This window comes from Gallibacter sp. Marseille-QA0791 (genome assembly GCF_965119705.1).
Taxonomy (GTDB): Bacteria; Bacillota; Clostridia; order Peptostreptococcales; family Anaerovoracaceae; genus Lentihominibacter; species Lentihominibacter excrementipullorum.
This window is the reverse complement of record NZ_CBCPMH010000001.1, coordinates 1915201-1934873: the sequence shown is the minus strand read 5'-3', so window position 1 is coordinate 1934873 and position 19673 is coordinate 1915201. Positions and strand designations below refer to the sequence as shown.

Annotated in this window: 17 protein-coding genes; 3 read left to right on the top strand and 14 right to left on the bottom strand. The window is 49.3% G+C overall.

The features are described 5' to 3' along the window. Positions 1-133: 133 nt before the first annotated feature. The 11 genes from ACQY69_RS08945 to ACQY69_RS08895 all read right to left on the bottom strand — a co-directional run bounded on the left by ACQY69_RS08945 (position 134) and on the right by ACQY69_RS08895 (position 14105). Positions 134-721: a PepSY domain-containing protein gene (locus tag ACQY69_RS08945; RefSeq protein ID WP_428260181.1), complete on the bottom strand. Its 588-nt coding sequence runs from the start codon at positions 719-721 to the stop codon at positions 134-136. Between the two features lie 199 nt (positions 722-920). Next, complete coding sequence (gene rpmE, locus ACQY69_RS08940; RefSeq protein ID WP_428260180.1) at positions 921-1121, bottom strand: 50S ribosomal protein L31; 201 nt, start codon at positions 1119-1121, stop codon at positions 921-923. Positions 1122-1524: 403 nt separating this feature from the next. Continuing rightward, positions 1525-2892, bottom strand: a complete 1368-nt coding sequence (locus ACQY69_RS08935; protein WP_428260179.1) for a Na+/H+ antiporter NhaC family protein — start codon at positions 2890-2892, stop codon at positions 1525-1527. Positions 2893-2969: 77 nt separating this feature from the next. Next, on the bottom strand, positions 2970-4601 hold the full coding sequence (locus tag ACQY69_RS08930) for an amidohydrolase (protein WP_428260178.1): 1632 nt from the start codon (positions 4599-4601) through the stop codon (positions 2970-2972). 309 nt (positions 4602-4910) lie between these two features. Continuing rightward, the gene (hydF, locus tag ACQY69_RS08925; protein WP_428260177.1) at positions 4911-6230 is read right to left on the bottom strand and encodes a [FeFe] hydrogenase H-cluster maturation GTPase HydF; all 1320 of its coding nucleotides are present in this window, start codon (positions 6228-6230) and stop codon (positions 4911-4913) included. 19 nt (positions 6231-6249) lie between these two features. Then, entirely contained in the window at positions 6250-7671 is a 1422-nt protein-coding gene (gene hydG, locus ACQY69_RS08920; protein ID WP_428260176.1) for a [FeFe] hydrogenase H-cluster radical SAM maturase HydG, read from the bottom strand. Positions 7672-7740: 69 nt separating this feature from the next. Further along, positions 7741-8916, bottom strand: coding sequence for a radical SAM protein (locus tag ACQY69_RS08915; RefSeq protein WP_428260175.1), 1176 nt, complete (start codon positions 8914-8916; stop codon positions 7741-7743). A 250-nt stretch (positions 8917-9166) separates the two neighbouring features. After that, positions 9167-10051, bottom strand: coding sequence for a peptide chain release factor N(5)-glutamine methyltransferase (gene prmC, locus ACQY69_RS08910; RefSeq protein ID WP_428260174.1), 885 nt, complete (start codon positions 10049-10051; stop codon positions 9167-9169). Between the two features lie 17 nt (positions 10052-10068). After that, the gene (locus ACQY69_RS08905) at positions 10069-11103 is read right to left on the bottom strand and encodes a DUF1385 domain-containing protein (RefSeq protein WP_428260173.1); all 1035 of its coding nucleotides are present in this window, start codon (positions 11101-11103) and stop codon (positions 10069-10071) included. Position 11104: 1 nt separating this feature from the next. Next, positions 11105-12862 (bottom strand): transcription termination factor Rho, encoded by a 1758-nt coding sequence (rho, locus tag ACQY69_RS08900; RefSeq protein WP_428260172.1) that lies wholly within the window; start codon positions 12860-12862, stop codon positions 11105-11107. 394 nt (positions 12863-13256) lie between these two features. Then, on the bottom strand, positions 13257-14105 hold the full coding sequence (locus ACQY69_RS08895) for a 3-hydroxybutyryl-CoA dehydrogenase (protein WP_428260171.1): 849 nt from the start codon (positions 14103-14105) through the stop codon (positions 13257-13259). A 592-nt stretch (positions 14106-14697) separates the two neighbouring features. On the opposite strand from ACQY69_RS08895, the gene tnpB reads away from it, so the two are divergent. The 3 genes from tnpB to ACQY69_RS08880 all read left to right on the top strand — a co-directional run bounded on the left by tnpB (position 14698) and on the right by ACQY69_RS08880 (position 17674). Further along, complete coding sequence (gene tnpB / locus ACQY69_RS08890) at positions 14698-15207, top strand: IS66 family insertion sequence element accessory protein TnpB (RefSeq protein WP_428257568.1); 510 nt, start codon at positions 14698-14700, stop codon at positions 15205-15207. A 77-nt stretch (positions 15208-15284) separates the two neighbouring features. Continuing rightward, entirely contained in the window at positions 15285-16871 is a 1587-nt protein-coding gene (gene tnpC / locus ACQY69_RS08885; RefSeq protein WP_428258407.1) for an IS66 family transposase, read from the top strand. A 341-nt stretch (positions 16872-17212) separates the two neighbouring features. Further along, positions 17213-17674: a hypothetical protein gene (locus tag ACQY69_RS08880; protein WP_428260170.1), complete on the top strand. Its 462-nt coding sequence runs from the start codon at positions 17213-17215 to the stop codon at positions 17672-17674. Here ACQY69_RS08880 and ACQY69_RS08875 read toward each other — a convergent pair. From ACQY69_RS08875 to ACQY69_RS08865, 3 genes are read right to left on the bottom strand one after another with little or no spacing between them, the layout of a single operon-like run. Continuing rightward, positions 17671-18450, bottom strand: a complete 780-nt coding sequence (locus tag ACQY69_RS08875) for a DUF4367 domain-containing protein (RefSeq protein ID WP_428260169.1) — start codon at positions 18448-18450, stop codon at positions 17671-17673. The two genes, ACQY69_RS08880 and ACQY69_RS08875, sit on opposite strands and share 4 nt — an antisense overlap. Continuing rightward, positions 18434-19000, bottom strand: coding sequence for an RNA polymerase sigma factor (locus ACQY69_RS08870; protein ID WP_428260168.1), 567 nt, complete (start codon positions 18998-19000; stop codon positions 18434-18436). The genes ACQY69_RS08875 and ACQY69_RS08870 overlap by 17 nt, the downstream gene beginning before the upstream one ends. Further along, positions 19000-19368: a helix-turn-helix domain-containing protein gene (locus tag ACQY69_RS08865; protein WP_428260167.1), complete on the bottom strand. Its 369-nt coding sequence runs from the start codon at positions 19366-19368 to the stop codon at positions 19000-19002. Before ACQY69_RS08865 ends, ACQY69_RS08870 begins: the two co-directional genes overlap by 1 nt. Positions 19369-19673 lie beyond the last annotated feature (305 nt).

Sequence of the window (19673 nt, the reverse complement as noted above, 5' to 3'; positions counted from 1 at the left end):
TTTTCTTTAGTTAGCATATACTAACTCAGTGATAATGTCAAGTCCTCCCATGCGAAAGCAGCAGAAAAAAACAGGCGGAAGCTGTTTTTTGACCAGCCTTCGCCTGTGATCATGATCTCGCGATATCCTGTGATCAGTTGTAAACTGATTCCGAACTCTGTCCGAGGATGTTGCCCGTAGATGCTTCGATATCAAAATCGTAATCCATATTGTTATAAACGATCTCTATCTCATATACCAGTCTTCCGTCATCGTTATCGAGAGTAGCCTTCGTTATATTGTCTTCAGTGGCTCCCGAAACGTTCTGGAGCGCGATAGCTCTCGCCTGATCGATACCTATATCTGCTGCCTGAGCAGTGCTCTGAGTCGTCCCCTGAGTCGCTCCCTGGATCTGCTGCGACGAACCTATCTGCTCTGCCTCCTGATTCACGATCTTTCCGTTTCTGGCCAGTATCTGGAATTCATACAGCATATTGTCATATGTCAACTGAACCTCATATGTTTTCTGCATATCATCGAACTCATCATATACGGTCAGTGTCCCGCCGCCTTCCTCCGAACCAGGTACCTGCTGGTAAGCGATCTCTCTGGCCTCAGCCTCGCTGATGCCGCCGATGATCCCTGAATACCAAATCAATACCGCCGCTATCACGACAACCGCTGCTATTACGATCGCGATTATCTTTCCTTTCTTGCTTTTCTTTATCTCCTTGTTTTCCATTTTCACGTTCCTTCCTGTTATTATTGCCGGTTGTTTATGATTTACATGTATATTATACCACGGAAGTTAACATGAAATTAACCCAAAATTAAAAATAGATTAAAAAGGTACAAAATAAACGTCCGCCCTTTTACCGCATAAAAAAACGCTCCCCTCCCGCGATGCGAAAGGTGGAGCATTCTCGTTTCCTTTTTCCTGATCAGTCCAAATGATACTTGTTCTTGAACTTTTCAACTCGTCCGCCTCTGTGAGCGAATTTCTGCTGTCCTGTAAAGAATGGATGGCACGCTGAGCAAATGTCCGTCTTGATTTCTTCCTGTGTGGACCTTGTCATAAATGTGTTACCGCATGCGCAAGTTACTTTACATTCCTTATACTCAGGATGGATTCCTTTTTTCATGCTAATCACCTCTTTCCTGCTCAGGTTTACCACCTTTGCATAATTACTGCCAGATATCGCAGCTTATTAACTATATCACATAAGATCGTCCGGCACAAGTGTTTTATCGATTTTTTTGCCATGAACCGACCCTGTTTGCCATGGTTTTGTTTCTACTGATGCACCCAGGAATAGCGATCATAGCGTTTTCTTTGGTGCAAAAACAGGCGTTTGCGCCCTGTTTCCATCAGCTGATGCACCTACAGTTCCATGCAATAGCCTTATCGTAGGTGCAGATTTCCCCAAATCAACGAAGAAAATGCACCTATATCTCCGCCATTTGACGTTACTATAGGTGCATCCTGTCAATAGTTCCGCTTATTTCACCGGCACGTCAGCCTCGTGCATTTTCCAACATCGCGCCCTACAGGACAAAGCCGGCGATCAGATAGGCGATCACCGAACCACCTCCAGCGATAGCCGCATAAGGCAGCGTGGTAGTCATGAGGTCGAGGGACTTTATCTGACAACCCTGAGCGCACATGATAACGCCGTCTCCGTAAAGACACGTATTGCTGCCGAAGGCCGCTCCCGAGAACACAGCAGCTGACGCCAGTATAGGATCGACGCCCATCGCGTTCGCAAGAGGTATAACTATAGGTATGATGATTGCGGCCAGATCCCAGAAGCATCCTGTCGCATAAGCATAGATACCGCATACTATGAACACGGCCGCCGGCAGGAAGCCACCCTGCATTATAGGCTCCGTTATCGAAATCACGTATTCGGCGAGTCCCAGCTCGATATTGGCGTTCTGTACAGCAAAAGCCAGCACGGAAAGGACGAACACGAATCCCATGGACATGGCTCCATCGAAACACGTCGTAAGCAGTTCCTTGAATGTCATCTTTTTCTCTATGAAATACATGGCGAACGCAACTATCACTCCGCCTGCCGCTCCCATGAGAACATCCGATATCAGCGACAGCACGATCATTACGATCAGAGGCAGCAGAAAGTTCCACGGATGAGCTTTCTCGTTGACTTCGATCTCATGGCTGGCCTTTACGCTTTCCACCAGCTCAGGGTCCGTGCCCTCAGGGAACACGTCTCCGAGAGATTCGTACCGCTGATATGCCTTTTTCATAGGTCCGATCTTAGGTATTATGCCAATGATCTGGAGCAGGCATACTATGATGGCGAACCATGCGTAAAACGCAAACGGGAGGCCATGGATATATGCCGTCATCGACGAACCGCCGATCTCCACTCCCTGATCTCCCATCAGCGTCGCGAAATATACGGCCCACGATGAAAGCGGGATCAGCAGGCATACAGGGGCGGCTACCGTGTTCACCACATAAGCCAGCTGTTGTCTCGGTATCCCCAGCTTATCAGTTATCCCCTTCATGGTCGTTCCTACCGCCAGGTTGTTGAGATAGTCATCTATAAAGATGATGACTCCGAGGATAAAGGTCCCGAACAGCGACGCTTTCTTCGTCTTGATAAATTTGCTTGCCCAGAATCCAAAGTCTGTTACGGCTCCTGTCTTCTCATAGAGCATTATCAACACTCCGAAAAGCGCGATAACGATGAGAAGCCACTGGAGCGATTCATTGTTGAACGACGCATATACGTTATCGAAAAACGCGTTCGCAAATCCCTTCACTCCTCCAAGGATGAGAGACGCCATGGCAAGTCCGCACACCATAGCGAAAAGCGTGCGCTTTGTAGTAACAGCGATCACAAGGATCGTGAACACCGGAAGCACACATAAAATTCCATACTCCATAAAAACATCTCCTCTTAATAAATTTAACAGCCTGCCGATGTATCGGAAGGCTGTCAGACACATCTTCCGTAAAGACCCTACTCAGCTTTATAGACCACACGGCCATCCATCATCGTCAGGAGCGCTTTACGTTCCAGCAGCTTTTCCGACGGCTCATCGAATATCCTGCCATCGATGACTGCTATATCCGCCAGCTTTCCGGCTTCAAGGCTTCCCAGTCGATCCTCGAGCCCCATAGCGTAAGCTCCCATATATGTATAGCCTTCAAGGGCCTGGAAAATATCTATCTTTTCGTTGATATCAGCTCCGATCTCATTCCCCTCGAGATCCAGTCTGGTCACAGCCACATACATGTTGTGGAACGGATTTATCTCGACGATAGGAAAATCGGTGCTGAGAGACACCTTAGCTCCCGCATCATAGAGGGACTTCAGAGGCTGGCTCCTGAACCATCTCCTCTGGCCGAGAGCATCCAGCATGAATTTTTCAGTACACAGATAATAATGAGCCGGCTGCTTGTTGGCCATCACATCCAGCTCCGCGAATCTGGGATAATCTTCATCCTCCACCAGCTCCACGTGCTCTATACCGTTTCTCAATCCATGCCTGCCGTTAGCTTTTACAGACGCTTCGAAGGCATTGAGAGCCATGCGCACGCCGCCGTCTCCCGTACAATGGATCCTGACAGGGAAGCCTTCCCCGTTGGCCCGGGTTATGATGTCGCTGAGAGCCTCCTGTGTGAATATCGGCGTCGCGTTCATTTCAGGGTCGTCCGGATCATCGAGATAAGGCTCATTGAGGACTCCCGTATGCGCGTCTATAACGCCGTCTCCGTAAGCTTTCAGTCCCGGCATCACCACATATCCGTCGCTGTATTCCTTCATCAGCTCTTTGGCTTCCGTGAAATCTCCGGTCTTGCCGATAGACGGATAAACGAACATCCTGACGTCCAGTTCTCCCGCCTTCTCCATTTCCCTGTACAGCTTGAACCCTTTAGGTTCTTTCTCTATCTCCAGCTCATTGGACACATCGCCTGCCGACGTGAGGCCAAAGCTGCTGTATATCCCCAGAGAATGCTTCAGCATCCTCTTAGCCAGCGTACCATCTATATTGAGAAGCATAAAGAAGACAGGATCTGACCCCATATGATACAGCATGCCTGTCAGCTCACCGTTTTCGTCCTTTTTCACATATACTTCACGTTCCTTGGTGATACTCTCCTTCGTATATCCAAATATCTCCAGAGCCTTGGAGTTGACCCAGCAATACCAGCCGTCGGCCGTGCTGAGGCATATAGGTATGTCCCTCGAGACCTCGTCAAGCAATTCCTTGCGCGGCAGCACCGGCTTGTCCCACGCCGATACCATCCATCCGGAAGCTACCAGCAGGCTGGTGTCAGGATGTTTCTCCAGAAAATCCCTGACCATCTCCACGCACTCCTCCGCTGATCTGGTACCCTCCAGATTCAGATCGTTGTCGTGCATCATGGCTCCCATAGTCACATGGACATGATTGTCGATGAGTCCCGGCATCACCAGCTTGTCCCTGTACTCATAAACCTCAGTGTTCTCTCCGATGAACTTTTCCATCTCACTGTCGCCGCCTACGGCGATGATCTCATTCCCTCTGACGGCAACGCCTCCACTGATGATTTCATTTCCTTTTCCTGTGTATATGACGTTACTTTTTATGACTTTGTCCGCTGTCATTCGTCTCACCTGTCTTTCTGCGTGTTTTGATACGTCATCTGTATCATCCGCGTATATACCGCCCCCTATTTTATATTATCTTCCCTGCAAAAATCAACACATATGCAATTGTTTGAATTTTACGATTTCATTTCAAGCGGCCTGGATATCGCAGCCTCGCTCAAAATCGCAAGCCAGACCTCCAAAGAGCCAGACCTCCAAAGGGCTCCCGCGATATTTTACCGTTCCGGATCCCGAAGACGCAAAAAGCCGCACCGGCAGACGGCTTTTGCGTCTGTCTGCCAGCACGGCCACTTTATCCTGACAGTTTTATCCCGGCAGCTCTATCTTGTCCAATATCCCTCCCAGCTTGGCCAGCACTACACCGTAGTTGGTTATTGGCACTCCGGCAGCTTCAGCAGCCGCGATCCTGCTGAGGACGTGCTTCCTGTTGAACATACAGGCACCGCAATGTATCACCAGGTCGAACTGCTCCAGCTCTGAAGCAGCCGGGAAATCATTGCCGCACACGTTGACCACCTGGATGCCGCTGCCGAAACGCTTTCTCAGCAGGTTCGGTATCTTTTCCCGCCCAATATCCTCGGAAAGAGGCACATGGGTACAGGCTTCAGCAATAAGCACCCTTGAATTTTCAGTCATTTCGTCTAATTGCGATGCACCTTTTACGAATGTATCTATGTCGCCCTTATAGGCTGCAAACAATACCGAAAAAGATGTAAGAGCGCTCTCCTCAGGCTTCATGTCGTACACCTGACGGAAGCACTGAGAATCGGTTATTATCAGATCGGGAGCCCTGCTGAGGGAGGAAAGAGCCCGTTCCAGTCCGTCGGCCGTGGTGGCGACGGCTGTGCATTTCCTGTCCAGCAGTTCCCTGAGCGTCTGGACCTGGGGGAGGATGAGCCTTCCTTTAGGCGCCTGGATATCCTGAGGCATCACCAGCAGCACCAGGCTTCCCTCGGCCGCCATGTCCCCCAGGATCTTCCTCCGGAGAAAATCCTCCGGCACTGCTTCCGCTATAGCGTCACGCAGCTGCTCTATCCCGGTCTTTTCAACAGCGCTCACTCTTATGGCATGGGCTTTCCCATCTCCTCCGATCAGCTCCTCAAGGCTGCCTGTCGCGGTCCGGGACTGCTCCTGCCCACCGGCTCCTGCTGCCGTCGCTGCCTTTTCCCCGGCGTCGATTTCGTCGCACTTGTTGACGGCCAGGATGACGGGAACATTCCTTTCGGACAAACGTTTGAGCCACTGCTTTTCGTAATCGAAAGCGCCGCCTCCTCCGGCTCCCGCGGCAGCCGTGCCGCCGCCCGGGATTTCACCGGATATCCTCGCTCCATCGATGACCATGACGGCCACATCTGTCTTATCGATGACTCCTTCAGTCCTTTCCACTCTCAGCCTTCCCAGTTCTCCTTCATCGTCAAACCCGGCTGTATCTATGAAGACCACAGGTCCCACCGGATGAAGCTCCATGGATTTGTAGACCGGATCGGCGGTAGTGCCTGGCGTATCGGACACCAGGGCGATATCCTGCCCTGTGAGGGCATTGATGAGAGATGATTTCCCAGCGTTTCTCCTGCCGAATATCCCTATGTGGAGCCTGTCAGCTCTTGGCGTATCATTTAAACTCATGGCAATTCTCCTGTCCTTATCAGAATCGGAAGTCTCTCTCGCCTTCTTCTATCTTCCTGAGACGCTCCGTACAGACTTCCCGCACCTTTTCGTTAGGTATCATGGCCAGCCTTTCAGCGATTATCTCATCGCCCTTTTTCCTGCTTTCCTCACCTGCGTAATCCATCAGGAACTCCTTGAGGGTCATCAGGGCGTTAGGCTGGCAACAGTTGGCGATCTGCCCCGACTTGAGCAGGCTCATGAATCTGTCGCCTGTCCTTCCTTCTCTGTAGCAGGCCGTGCAGAAGCTCGGCACATATCCCAGGTCTATCAGCCAGTCCACTACCTGAGCCAGGGTCCTCCTGTCTTCCACATCGAACTGGACCGTATCCTCATCCCGCTCTTCTTCCACATAACCGCCGACGCTGGTCCTGCTGCCTCCGCTTATCTGCGTGATGCCTATCTCCAGACATTCCCTTCTGGTCTTGGCGCTCTCTCTGGTAGACATTATCATCCCGGTATAAGGCACCGCTATCCTGAGAACAGCCACTATCCTCTTGAACACATCGTCAGGAACTCCGTTGTCAAAGGTATCAGGATCGATATCGTCAGCCGGTCTTATCCTCGGTACACTGATAGTGTGCGGCCCACAGCCGTAAGTCTTTTCCAGATGATGGGCGTGCATCAGCATTCCGACGAAATCATACTTATAGTTTTCCAGACCGAAGAGCACGCCGCAGCCCACGTCGTCTATGCCGGCCTCCATGGCTCTGTCCATGGCTTCTGTATGATAAGCGTAATCACTTTTCGGCCCGGACGGGTGCAGCTCTTCATAGGACTTCTTGTTATACGTTTCCTGGAAAAGTATATATGTGCCGATCCCGGCTTCCTTGAGCATCTTATACTCCTCCACAGTGGTTGCCGCGATGTTGACATTTACCCTTCTTATAGCGCCATTCTTATGTTTGATGCTGTATATAGTCTTGATGCTCTCCAGAATGTATTCTATAGGATTGTTGTACGGATCCTCGCCGGCCTCGATGGCCAGTCTTTTGTGACCCATGTCCTGGAGCGCGATGACCTCCTGCCTTATCTCCTCCTGTGTCAGCTTTTTTCTCGGTATATGCTTGTTCTGCCCGTGGTATGGACAGTATACGCATCCATTGACGCAGTAGTTGGAAAGGTACAACGGCGCGAACATGACGATCCTGTTGCCATAAAAATGTTCCTTGATCTCCTTGCCCAGATCAAATATTTTCTGGATTATTCCCGGATCCTCACATTCCAGCAGCGTGGCCGCTTCCTTGTAGGAAAGGCCTTTGTACTGTCTGCCTTTTTCCAATATCTGCTCCATCATCTCCAGGTCGTTCTTATGAGCTTCCGCATATTCCAATGTTTCGAGGATCTTCTCATGATTTATGAATTCCTCCGCTTTTTTAGATGTACTGTTATAAACTGCCATTTCATTTTCTCCTTTATTTTATCTTTTAAAAAATCATCTGTATCATCGAGGGCATCGCCCTGTTTCCGGCTACAGCGGTATCCTGCCGCAGCTTCTTATGAGTTCTTCCAGCTCCTGTCTGTCCCCTTCCACGTCGGTCGCCTTGAATCGGGCCGGATATATTTCATATGCCTCCTTGTACTTGTCAGGAGTCACCTTCTTCATGACCACATTGGCGCCGAAGGCAAAGGGGTTCTCAGCGGGGAGCGCGTCCCCGGAAGACTCGTTTCCGCCCGCTTCGCCGCTTTTCACATCGCCTGCCCCACCGCTGCCGGCCTTCTTCTTCTCCTTACCGGACAATATCGACAGGGATGTAGTCAAGGGCAGGTTTGCCTCCGGCAGCAGCAGCCTGGCTACAGCCACTGCCCGCCTCGCCATCTCCGTATCGCCGTCCGGTTCTCCCGCCAGCGGCGTCTTGGGGTTGGAAATGAAAGGTCCTATCCCTGCCATCCTGCACGGTATCTCCTTCAGCAACAGCAGATCCTTAGCCAATGTCAGCGGCGTCTGTCCGGGAAGGCCTACCATGAAACCGCTCCCTGTCTCATACCCCAGCTCCTTTAGGGTCTTCAGGCATCGTATACGTTCCTCCAGCGTCCCGCAGGGATGGAGCCGATCATACAGCTCTGGGTCAGCCGTCTCATGCTTCAGCAGATATCTGTCCGCTCCCGCCTTTCTCCAGACCTCATAATCCTGACGGGGCCGTTCTCCGCAGCTGACGGTCACGGCCGGATGTAGCAAAGGGCCTGCCATCGCAGCACGGTCACTGCCTGACACGCGGCTCCGGCGTATCTCCATTTTCTTTATCTCCCTGATGATATCCGCCAGCCGCTCCGACGTGAAATGATCATCTTCTCCCGACTGGAGCACGATAGTCCTGTATCCCGCCTTCACCGCCGCCTCTGCGGACGCCAATATCTCCTCACGGCTCATGCGGTATCGCGGGATATCCCTGTTATCCCTGTTGAGGCCACAGTAACGGCATTGCCTCCGACAGACATTGGAAAATTCGATTATGGCTCGTAAATGCACCGTATCGCCCACCGCCTCCCGGCGTGTCTTGTCGGCCAGCTCATATACGGCTGTGAAATCATCCATCGTCAGAAGCGAGGCTATACCCTCCTCGGAATCCAGTTTCAAATATATCGGCTCTGTATCGTCAGGACATATATCGTTGCGCTCCATGTTTTTTGTGCAAATCCCGCTCATCTATCCCGGCAAACTCCTTTCCGCAAAAATAAATCAAACCTCTGTCGTCTGATGCGACAGAGGTCCTCTGCGATAATATGGGGCAGGCGATCTTTCAATGGCCTGCTGTCAATATCATCATCGCCTTTTTCCTCGGTCAAACCCTTGGCATCAGCACGAATCCATATTGTCTGCTATTTTACTTGCTCGTTGTCCTTTTACCTGGCCGATCATCGACCGGTTTGTTTCAGTTAACTTTACATTTTTTATCCTATTTCAATTTACATTTTACCACACGGTCGCGGCCCGGTAAATCCTTAATTATCTCCGCAGGCGAATATTTTCCCGAATCCTTCAGCATTTTCCGCAGATCTTCCCCCTGATCGTGTCCGATCTCCATGAGAAGGAAGCCTTCCGGCTTCAGATGGTCAGCCGCCTCGTCGACGATCCTCCGGTAAAAGTCCAGGCCGTCTCTGCCTCCGTCCAACGCTGAGAGCGGTTCGTGATCCTTCACTTCTTCCTGGAGTATGGATATCATATTGGTCTTTATGTAAGGCGGATTGGAAACGATCATATCGAACCTGGCTCCTGCCAGCGGTCCGAACATATCGCCTGTCACGAACTTCACTCTGGCTCTCAGCTTTTTGGCGTTCACCCTGGCTGTCTCCACTGCTTTTTCGCTCACATCGGAAGCTGTCACCCTGGTGTTTCCGCATATTTTAGCTATGGAAATACCGACGGCTCCACTGCCGCAGCACAAATCCAGCACGTCCCACTCTTTGCCGCCTTTCAGTTTTTCGAAAAAAGACAGCTTTTCTCTGGGCGTGCCCTGTATGGTCTTCGCCGCCTCGCTCACCAGCGTTTCCGTGTCCTGTCTGGGGATCAGCACGTCAGGATTGACGTTGAAGGAATATCCCATGAATTCCTGAACTCCTGTTATATGCTGCAGCGGGATACGCGACGCCCGTTTCTCTATCAGCTCCATGTATTTCTGCTCTGTCTCAGGATCCACTTCTTCCTCCGCTTTCATGAACAGGCTCACCTTATCGGTCCCCGTAAGAAAACAGTACAGCTCCTGCGCGTCTATCTTCGGATCCATGCAGAATGCTTTCGCGAGCCGGTACTCGCCTTCTTTCACGAGTATTCTGGTCTTCATTCTTCTCCTCTCTGACTCTATATGAATCTTCTCTTTCTCAGCATCGATTTGGCTGTCGCCGGCTTTTCCGAATCGTCCGGGTCTGCCGGGCTTGCTGTATCTGCCGGAGGCTTCTTTCCCTCGGCTTCCAGCACAGCGTTGATGGAGGCTATCGCCACCTCCAGCTGCTTGTCATCAGGTTCCTTAGTCGTTATCTTCTGCAAATACAATCCCGGTATGCTGAGGATCTTGACTACGAGGCTGTCTCCTTTCCCCGCCCACCGCAGCAGCTCATAAGAGAGTCCTGCGATGACAGGCAGCAGCAGCAGCCTGGAAATTATCCTGAGAGCCAGGTTAGGCCAGCCCAGCAGGAAATGCAGGGCGAAGGCGATGATGAACACGAACATCAGGAAGCTGGTGCCGCACCGGGGATGGAGCGTCGGGAACTGTCTGCAATTCTCCGGCGTCAGCTCCAGCCCGCTTTCGTAGCAATGTATGGTCTTGTGTTCAGCTCCGTGGTACTGGAACACTCTCTTTATCTCGCCCATAAAGGAAATAGCCCACACGTACAACACGAACAGCAGTATCCTGAAAGCGCCTTCCGCGAAATTGAGCCAGAAAACACTGTCGGTAAACAGCTTCATCAGGCTCACCACACCAGTAGGCAGTATGATGAAAACTCCGATCGTGAATGCCAGCGCCAGCACTACCGACATATACATGAGTACATTCCACGCGCCTTTGCTCCCGAACTTGTCGTCCAGCCATTTCTCGAACCGGGTCTCTTCGTATTCCTCATCGTCTGCTTCCCCCAGCAGCTCGGCCGACTTCATCAACTGACCTGTCCCCATGATAAGAGAGCCGATAAAAGCGACGACGCCTCGTATCAGCGGCAGCTTCATCCATTTCTTCTGCTGCTTTATATCCTCTGTTTCCACCTTTATGGTTCCGTTGGGGAGCCTGACTGCCAGAGCGCTCTTGGTCTCGCCCCGCATCATTATCCCTTCCATCACGGCCTGGCCGCCCATTTTGGTGGGATTGATCCCTTTGCGAAAAATCTTGCTTAAATCCATACTACCCCTCTAATTTTATTTTCCTTATCACTTCGATAAAAGTCTTGTTATCTTTCGTATGGGCCAGATTATCCAGGATCATCTCGGTAACTTCTCCGTTGTCCCTGTTCCCCAGCGCTCGCCGCATGTACCATATGGCTTCCAGTTCATCCTGATCCATCAGCAGATCTTCCCTTCTGGTCCCTGATTTGCTCAGATTTATAGCCGGGAATATGCGTTTCTCGGAAAGCCGTCTGTCCAAATGCAGTTCCATGTTCCCTGTACCTTTGAATTCCTCAAATATAAGGTCATCCATGCGGCTTCCCGTCTCAACCAGCGCTGTCGCCAGTATGGTGATGCTTCCTCCCTCTTCCAGCTTCCTCGCCGCTCCGAAGAACTTTTTCGGCTTGTGGAGTGCTCCCGGATCGAAGCCGCCTGACAGGGTCTTTCCTGAAGGAGGTACTACCAGGTTGTAAGCCCGCGCCAGCCTGGTTATGCTGTCCATCAGTATGATCACATCTTTTCCGTGCTCCGCTAACCTCTGGGCCCGCGCCAGGACCATCTCCGCCACCTTCACGTGATGCTGAGGCATTTCGTCGAATGTGGAATAGATGACCTCGCCATTGCCCTTGAGGCTCCGCTTCATATCGGTCACTTCTTCGGGACGCTCATCCACCAGCAATATTATCATTTCCACGTCAGGATAATTCTTCTCTATGCTTCCGGCGATTTTCTTCAGCAGCACCGTCTTTCCCGCTTTAGGCGGCGCGACGATGAGGCCTCTCTGGCCTTTCCCGATAGGCGCCACCAGATCTATGAGCCTGAGGGAAAGCTCCCGGCCGTCCTCCAGTTTGAATCTCTCGTTGGGGAATATAGGGGTAAGGGAATCGAAATCCGGTCTGGTGATCGCCTTGCCCGGCTCGTCTCCGTTGACCGTCACCACGTAAAGCAACGCGCCGAACTTATCGCCATCGTTAGGGTGACGACATATACCCCGCACCTTGTCTCCCGTCTTGAGGTTGAATCTCCTTATCTGAGCCGGCGCTACATATATATCCTTGTCGCTGGTGAGGAAATTGTGGAATCTGAGGAATCCAAACCCTCCATCGGCCAGCTCCAGGATACCTTCCACCTCGAACCTGTCGCTTCTGTCAGGCGCAGGCTTTTTCTGCCGTTCGCCTCTCTGTCGCCTGTCCCTGTTTTCTCGGTTTTCTTTGCTCCCTCTGCCTTCGGTATTTTCCGCGTCGTTCTCCGGAGCGTTCTCCTTATCCATGCTTTCCCCATCGACACGTGTTCTCAGTCCGGCACCTTCATTTTCGCTTTCATCGACCGCTCCCTGTCCGGCACCCCCGGCATTTTCATCGGTTTCATCTCCTGCGGCCACCACAGGCATCGGTTTTCTGGTCTTCCTCATGGACTTCACTACCCTGGCCTTGTTTTCCCGCACCCTGTTGCTTTCCTTCTTTCCCCTGCCGTTTCTTCCTCCGGCTCCGCCGGTATCATTGCTCCCTGTCCCGGCGTTATCCACAGGCTCCTTGCCTTCCATTCCTCCGGTCTTTTCCATGGCTCCGGCTTCTTCCGGTCCCTTTGATGCGGCCCCGGTATTTTCGGCAGCTTCGGTCTTCGCGGCTCCCTGCGGTTCTTCATCCTTCATCAGGGCCTTCACCAGCTCGGCCTTTCTCATTTTCTGGTAATTTTTCAACCCAAACGTCTTCGCGATCTCTCTAAGCTCAGCGACTTTCTTTTCTTTGAGAGCCGCCTCATCCATCGTTTTCCACATAAATGTGAACCCTTTCTGTTTAAAAATTTTAAAATCTTACGGAAACAAATAGAAAAGGACAAAGTCATCTCCACCTATACCCCTGGGACGGCAGACTTCGCCTATATTCCGGGAATGCCAAGGCGGCGTTCCCATCATAATAACAAAACTCTTATAGATCAGGTTTCTATATAAATTTTACTACAGCTATAATATACACCGATTTTTATACCTGCACAATATCAGGTTTTTATTTTTTGAAGAAATTCTCAATTCGCCATCGAAGGCCGCAGACAGATGAAACGGCGCGCGCCTGGGCAGCCGCTCCCGGAAAACCGGAAATCCGGCAGATGACATCGGCCGCACCACAACAAAAGACCCGCATGAAGCATGCGGGTCTTCTGAGTATGTCCTTTTATTTGTTGTAATTGTAGAAACCTTCTCCTGTCTTTCTTCCCAGCTTGTTGGCTCTTACCATCTTTCTGAGGAGAGGATGAGGTCTGTACTTGGTGTCGCCGTACTCTCTGTAGAGAGTTTCCATGATGGCCAGGCAAACGTCCAGTCCAACCAGGTCGCCCAGTGCGAGAGGTCCCATCGGATGGTTCGCGCCAAGCTGCATAGCTGTGTCGATACCTTCAGCATCAGCAACCCCGTCAGCCAGGATTCCGATACCTTCGTTTATCATAGGGATGAGGATCCTGTTTACTACGAATCCCGGAGCCTCGGCAACGTCTACAGGAGTCTTGCCAAGCTTTCTCGTCAGATCGAGGATAGTCTCTCTCGTCTCGTCGGAAGTAGTGAGTCCCTTAACGATCTCAACCAGTTTCATTGCAGGAACAGGATTGAAGAAGTGCATTCCGATGATCTTGTCAGGTCTGTTGGTAGCCGCAGCGATCTCTGTGATGGAAAGCGCCGAAGTATTGGTAGCGATTATCGTCTCAGGCTTGCAAAGCTCATCCAGCTCCTGGAAAAGAGCTTTCTTCGCCTCCATGTCTTCAGTGGCGGCCTCGATGATGAGGTCTGCGTCTTTTACAACGGAGATGTCAGTCGAACCAGTTATCCTGCTCATTACATCAGCCTTGTCAGCCTCTGTGATCTTTTCCTTCTTGATAAGTCTGTCAAGATTCTTCTCAACTGTCGCAAGACCTCTGTCTACGGAAGTCTGTCTCCTTGCTCTCATCACTACATTGTATCCATTCTGAGCCAAAACCTGAATGATGCCGGCTCCCATTGTACCTGTTCCCAGTACACCAACTGTCTTCATGTTATTTTCCTCCTTATAACAAACTTACTAACAGTACCATTGTAAACGTTTTTGTCCGAAGATACCAGTATTTTATCATTCTTTTTGCGTTTCTTTTTTGATTTCTTTTTTGATTTTTATGCCTGCGGCCAGCCTCGCCTCCTGCTGCCGAAGCTTTGGGGAAAATCGCCCCCTCATTCGCTCCCCGGATCGCCTGCCCGTTTGGCTGTCCGTTCGGCTCTCCATCTGTCCGGCTGCTCTGCCATTCCTCTGCTGCCTTGGTTTCAAACAGGCCTGCCGGATATCGCGAGTGAGACATAAAAGGGCAGCCACGATAAAAATCTGTTGTTTTCCGGGCCTGCCACCAGTGGAAATATCGCAGGATATCCCTTTTGCTTCGTCTGCGATATTTTTTTGACATATTCAGGAAAAAATTATCGCGAACACCTTCGCTTCATACCAGTCGCGATATTCTACTGTTTTGAAACGTTAAAATATGGCCGTTTTTATCGTTAAACCGATATAAAAGGTAAGGGTCAAAACATAGGCACATTGAAAAAAAGAGAACAAGGTAGTATGCTACTAAGTAGCAACTACAGGAGGAATAGCACATATGTGGCGAACATCGGATGAGTGGGAGAAAATAATCAAGGAAGCGTATACAAGTGACCTTCCCTTAAAAAGATGGTGCCTGGAACACAATATAAAAGATATTACCTTTAGAAAGGCCCGGGAAAGGCTCCTTCGAGAAGGGAAATTACGATTTATGGAAGAAAAAGTCCTGTTGCCCATAGATGAGAGTAGGAAGTGGGTACGATTGCCATCAGAAAACATCCGGGCAATTCTCGTTTTAGAACCTATCAGAGGGAATCTGTCTATGGAGTCCATGGCATCTATCATAGCGTTCGATCTGGATCTGCCCCTGATACCGGGGCAGATATTCTTCTTCATAGAAAAGAAATGGAAACAGATCTATGCGCTGAAGATATGCAAGAATGGATATTGCCTTTTCAGCAGAAAGCTCGAATACGGAACATTTTACTGGCCAAAATCTCACAGTTACGCCCGTGATTTCATGTACAGATATGAATATGACAGGCTTCTCAAAACCATTGAAAATTAATATGGAAGGATCCTTAAAACCATGGAATAGTCCTTAAAATCATTGAAATTTCAATGGTTTTTTGATATAATAAAGTCATGAAACAGATAGATCTTTCATCCATGACAAAAGCAGAATTGGAAAAATATGCACTGGACACCTCAAGAAAACTGGATGAGGTTTCAGCAGAGCTTGAATATTACAGAAAGATGTTTCGCCTTAGTCAGGCTAAGAGGTTCGGAAGAAAAAGCGAAAAGTCTTTAATAGATGACGGGCAGCAGGAGTGCTTTTTTAATGAAATAGAGAAAGAAGCCGATCTGAGGTTGCCGGAGCCAAAAGCGGAGAAAGCATGTCCTGTTCGCAAGATTAAACGAAAGGGAAAGAAAGACGCTTTTATCAGTGCCTTAAGAAAAACGGATCCTGTAGAATATGTGCTTACAGAAGAAGAGCAGCTCTGCCCTGTATGCGGCCATAAGCTTCATGAGATGACCAAAAGGATCCACCGCGAAGTGGAGATCATCCCGGCAAAGGCAGTTGTGCGTGAGCATATACAGCATATATACAGCTGCAGGAACTGTGAAAAAAACGGAACCGAAGCTACGATCATCGCCTCTCCAATGACGAGATCTCTGCTTCGTGGAAGCATTCTGTCACCGTCACTTGGTGCATACGTCATAACAAGGAAATATGAAAACCGTGATCCTCTGGATAAGATATCTAAAGATCTTAAGCGCTATGGTGTAAACATCAGCAAAGCAACCCTTTCAAACTGGATGATACTTCTTACGCAGAATTATCTTAAGGCTGTTTACGACAGGATGTACGAGAAGCTCCTGTCATATGATATCATCCAGGCTGACGAGACGAGCCTGTCGGTGCTGAGGGATAAGACGCGGGAAAAGAGCTACATGTGGATGTTCCGAAGCGGAAAGGGTATATCACCTATCGTGCTTTATCATTATGCGGATGGCTCTCGTGCAGGCTATGTCCCGGAAACATTCCTTAAAGAATATCACGGATACCTGCAGACAGACGGATATCAGGGCTACCTGAGTGTGAATGATGATATCATCCACGTAGGCTGTCTGGCCCATGCGAGGCGGTATTATGCAGACGCGCTAGAGGTGTTAAATGATAAAGGAAGTCCCGGGGCCTTAAAGATAAAGGAAGGGATCGTATGGTGTGATAAGCTGTTTCTTTTAGATGCCAAGTGCCATGAATTATCTACCGAAGAAGAACGAAGTGAATTCAGAAAGACCACGATGCGGAAGGTATTTGAGGGCTTCTTTGCGTGGGCGGAAGAAGAATCACAAAAGCCACTTCCCAAGGGGCTTTATCTTAAAGCGCTGAATTACACGATAAACCAGAGGAAACCATTGATGAATACCCTCCTTGATGAGAGGCTTGAGGTTTCCAATAACAGGAGTGAACGTGCGATAAAGCCGTTTGTGATGGGCCGTAAGAACTGGCTGTTCTGCAATACGCCAAGAGGGGCAAAGTCAAGCGCAATTCTGTATAGCATTGTGGTAAGCGCCATAGAAAATGATCTGCTGCCATTTGAATATCTGAGCTATCTGCTTGACCAGCTCCGTAGGATCGATCTGAATGATAAAGAAGCCATAGACAGCCTTATGCCATATTCAGAGCAGTTACCTGATGAATGCAGAAGAAAAGAAAACGAATAAAGAAAAAGTCCCCTTGTTCACATCTCTGTGAACAAGGGGATTGTTTTACCTTGTGCCTATGTTTTGACCCTTACTATAAAAGCGACCGTCGCGATAATCGCCCCCTGGGGGCGCCCAACACATGCCTGCTTTTGGTCTGCCACCGCACCATCACCCTGATGCCCCTGATCAACTGCGTCGCAGATTCAGGAAAAATTACTGTTTTTCGCTCTATTTTCGCAGCTCACGTCATTATATGAAAAAAATGGTTTTGTCTTCCGCGATTTCATTGTGATCGAAGCCGGTCTTCAATAAAATTGCGTCACAAATTATCACAATTTTCATTTAAAAAGGAGAGAAAAATGAAGAAAAAATTATTATCATTCGCGCTGGCAGCCGCAATGATGCTGTCCATGCCTACAGCGCTGTTCGCCGCGGAAACCTCCACAGCTGAACCGATAAACAATCCAGGGACATGCACCGATGGCGCAGAGATCTCGCCGATGTCGACGACAATTTCTACAGTTGGCGCTACAAGAAAAAGCAACACCCAAGGACTGGTAACCGCAAGCGCTAGCTTTGGAACAAAGGCTTCAACAGCCAAATGCACAATAACATTACAAGAAAAATACAACGGTTCATGGAGAACAGCTACCGGCGTCCCTGTGATTTCTTATATCAAAACAGTTAAAAACACATATTCAATCACTGCTTCAAAAACATTTACTCTGAAAAGCGGGAAAGTTTACAGAGCCAAAGTCGTATTCTCTGATACGATTTCAGGAACGACCTATAATAAAACACATTATTCCGGCAGTTTTTAGTAATTGAAATTTTCAATAATTTCAATGATTTCTTCATTGTTCAGAATAGTCCAAACAGATACAATAATGCCGTCGTCCAAATATATGACGGCATTATTCTCGCCATATAATGTTTCCAGATATATTTTTCCTTTTGTGCTTTCAAGAGATTTTTCTTTATCTGTATGCGTTGATTCCAAATTATTATCATGAATGCGCTCTTGAATACGCAGTGTATGTTTTTCATTACAAAACACATATTCTATACTGGCAACACCTTCAAATTCAGAAATAGTTAAAACTTCAAACTCATACCCTTCCGGCACATATTCTGGAACCATTAATTCCGGAATAGTCGCTTTCGCCACTTTAATTTCCGCCCAGTCCGTTATCGTCCAGTTTTCCTCTGTGCTGCTCCCCCAACCGCCATCTTCGATAACGACTCCGTCTTCTGTTACGATCTCCTCCTTGGCGTTCTTGTCTGCGTCGACGTCGGTGGTGAAATTTTCAAAAGCAAAGACTGTTGCTGCCACGACGAGCATCAGCAGTGCGGCAGCGGCAGTCAGGCGACGCAGCATGCGACGCCGTCCGGCGCGCCGCTCTTTATCCACGGCGGATCTCAATTCTTCAGGGGTAAGGGTCCCTGTATGGTAGTGCTTCAGCTCCTCGTCGGTGGCATCGGAAATTATCTCGCCTATAGTCCGTTCCTGCCGGCCATTGTCACGGCTGTCTGTTCTTTCCTCTTCAGCTATGGATCTCATGTCTTCAGGCCTGTTGCCGTTATTCGTTCCATTCATCGCTATCTTCCTTCCCGAGAATTTCTAAATAACTGTCCTTGAGCCGTTTGAGGCTTCTCCTGTAAATGCTTTTCTCCGTATTGACGTTGATATTGAGTATCTCCGCTATCTCGGCATGCTTGTATCCTCCCCAGAACCTCATGCGGAGCACTCTCCTGCTGATATCCGGCAAACCGTTTATCATCGCGCTGACCATGTCCCTCCGCTCAGCGTCCTGAAGTATTTTCTCAACCGTGATCTCATCCACCAGGGTATCGAAAATATCCAGCTCTCCGGCTTCGGTCTTTACCAGATTGGAAATCTCCTTGCGCTTAGCGCGCTTGCTGAAATACTTGCTCGCTCTGTTAGCTGCGATCGTCTTCAACCATGGCATCATCTTCTCCGGACTGCTGAGTGTGTGCAGCCCTCTGAAAGCATCGATGAATACCTCCATCGCCACATCCTCCACATCATTTTCATCGACACCCATTATCTTCATCAGCCGCATCACATACGGGAACAGCCCGCAAAGACGCTCCAAAACTTCTTCCTGTTCCAATACTTTATCCATTACTCCTTATTCACAATACTTTCCACATAAAGCCGCGCTATCTGCTCCATACAGTCAAGCTGCCTGACTGAGCACACGCTCAATGAGCCAATGATATTTTCGCTCAGCTTTCTCTTCTTTTCATCGCCAGGTATTTCGGATCCATTCCCTTCTATTATGAAATCCGCGCTCACGCCCAGCACTTGCATAAGCTTATAAAGATTTTTCAGCGATACGCCTTTATCGCCATACTCTATATCAGCGATGAACTTTCCAGTTACGGAAAGATACCCTGCCAGTTCATTTCTCGACATATTCAACGCTTCTCTCCTGGCCCGTATCCTGGCGCCCATTTCCCTTTTGTTTATTTCCTTAAGTTCCCTGCTCATATCGTTTTCCCTCTATAAGTTAGCTTATTTGCTTCTTATAGTTTAATATTCCCGGTATGTCAGGGTTTTGAACCGCGAGAGGGTTAAATATGAACTTTCAAGGGGAAATCGGGTAAAAAGCATCGCCTACATATTTTTTCGATTTTTTACGCCGGATCTGCAACTTTTAATGAGCTTTTCGCCTCTTTATTATATATGATACGACCGCCGCAATGTAATACATCGACATTCTCATCGCTGCGCCGCGAGCACTTCACTCATCCCGCTTCGTGGTGCCGCCCGCGGTATCGATCATGGATTTTCAC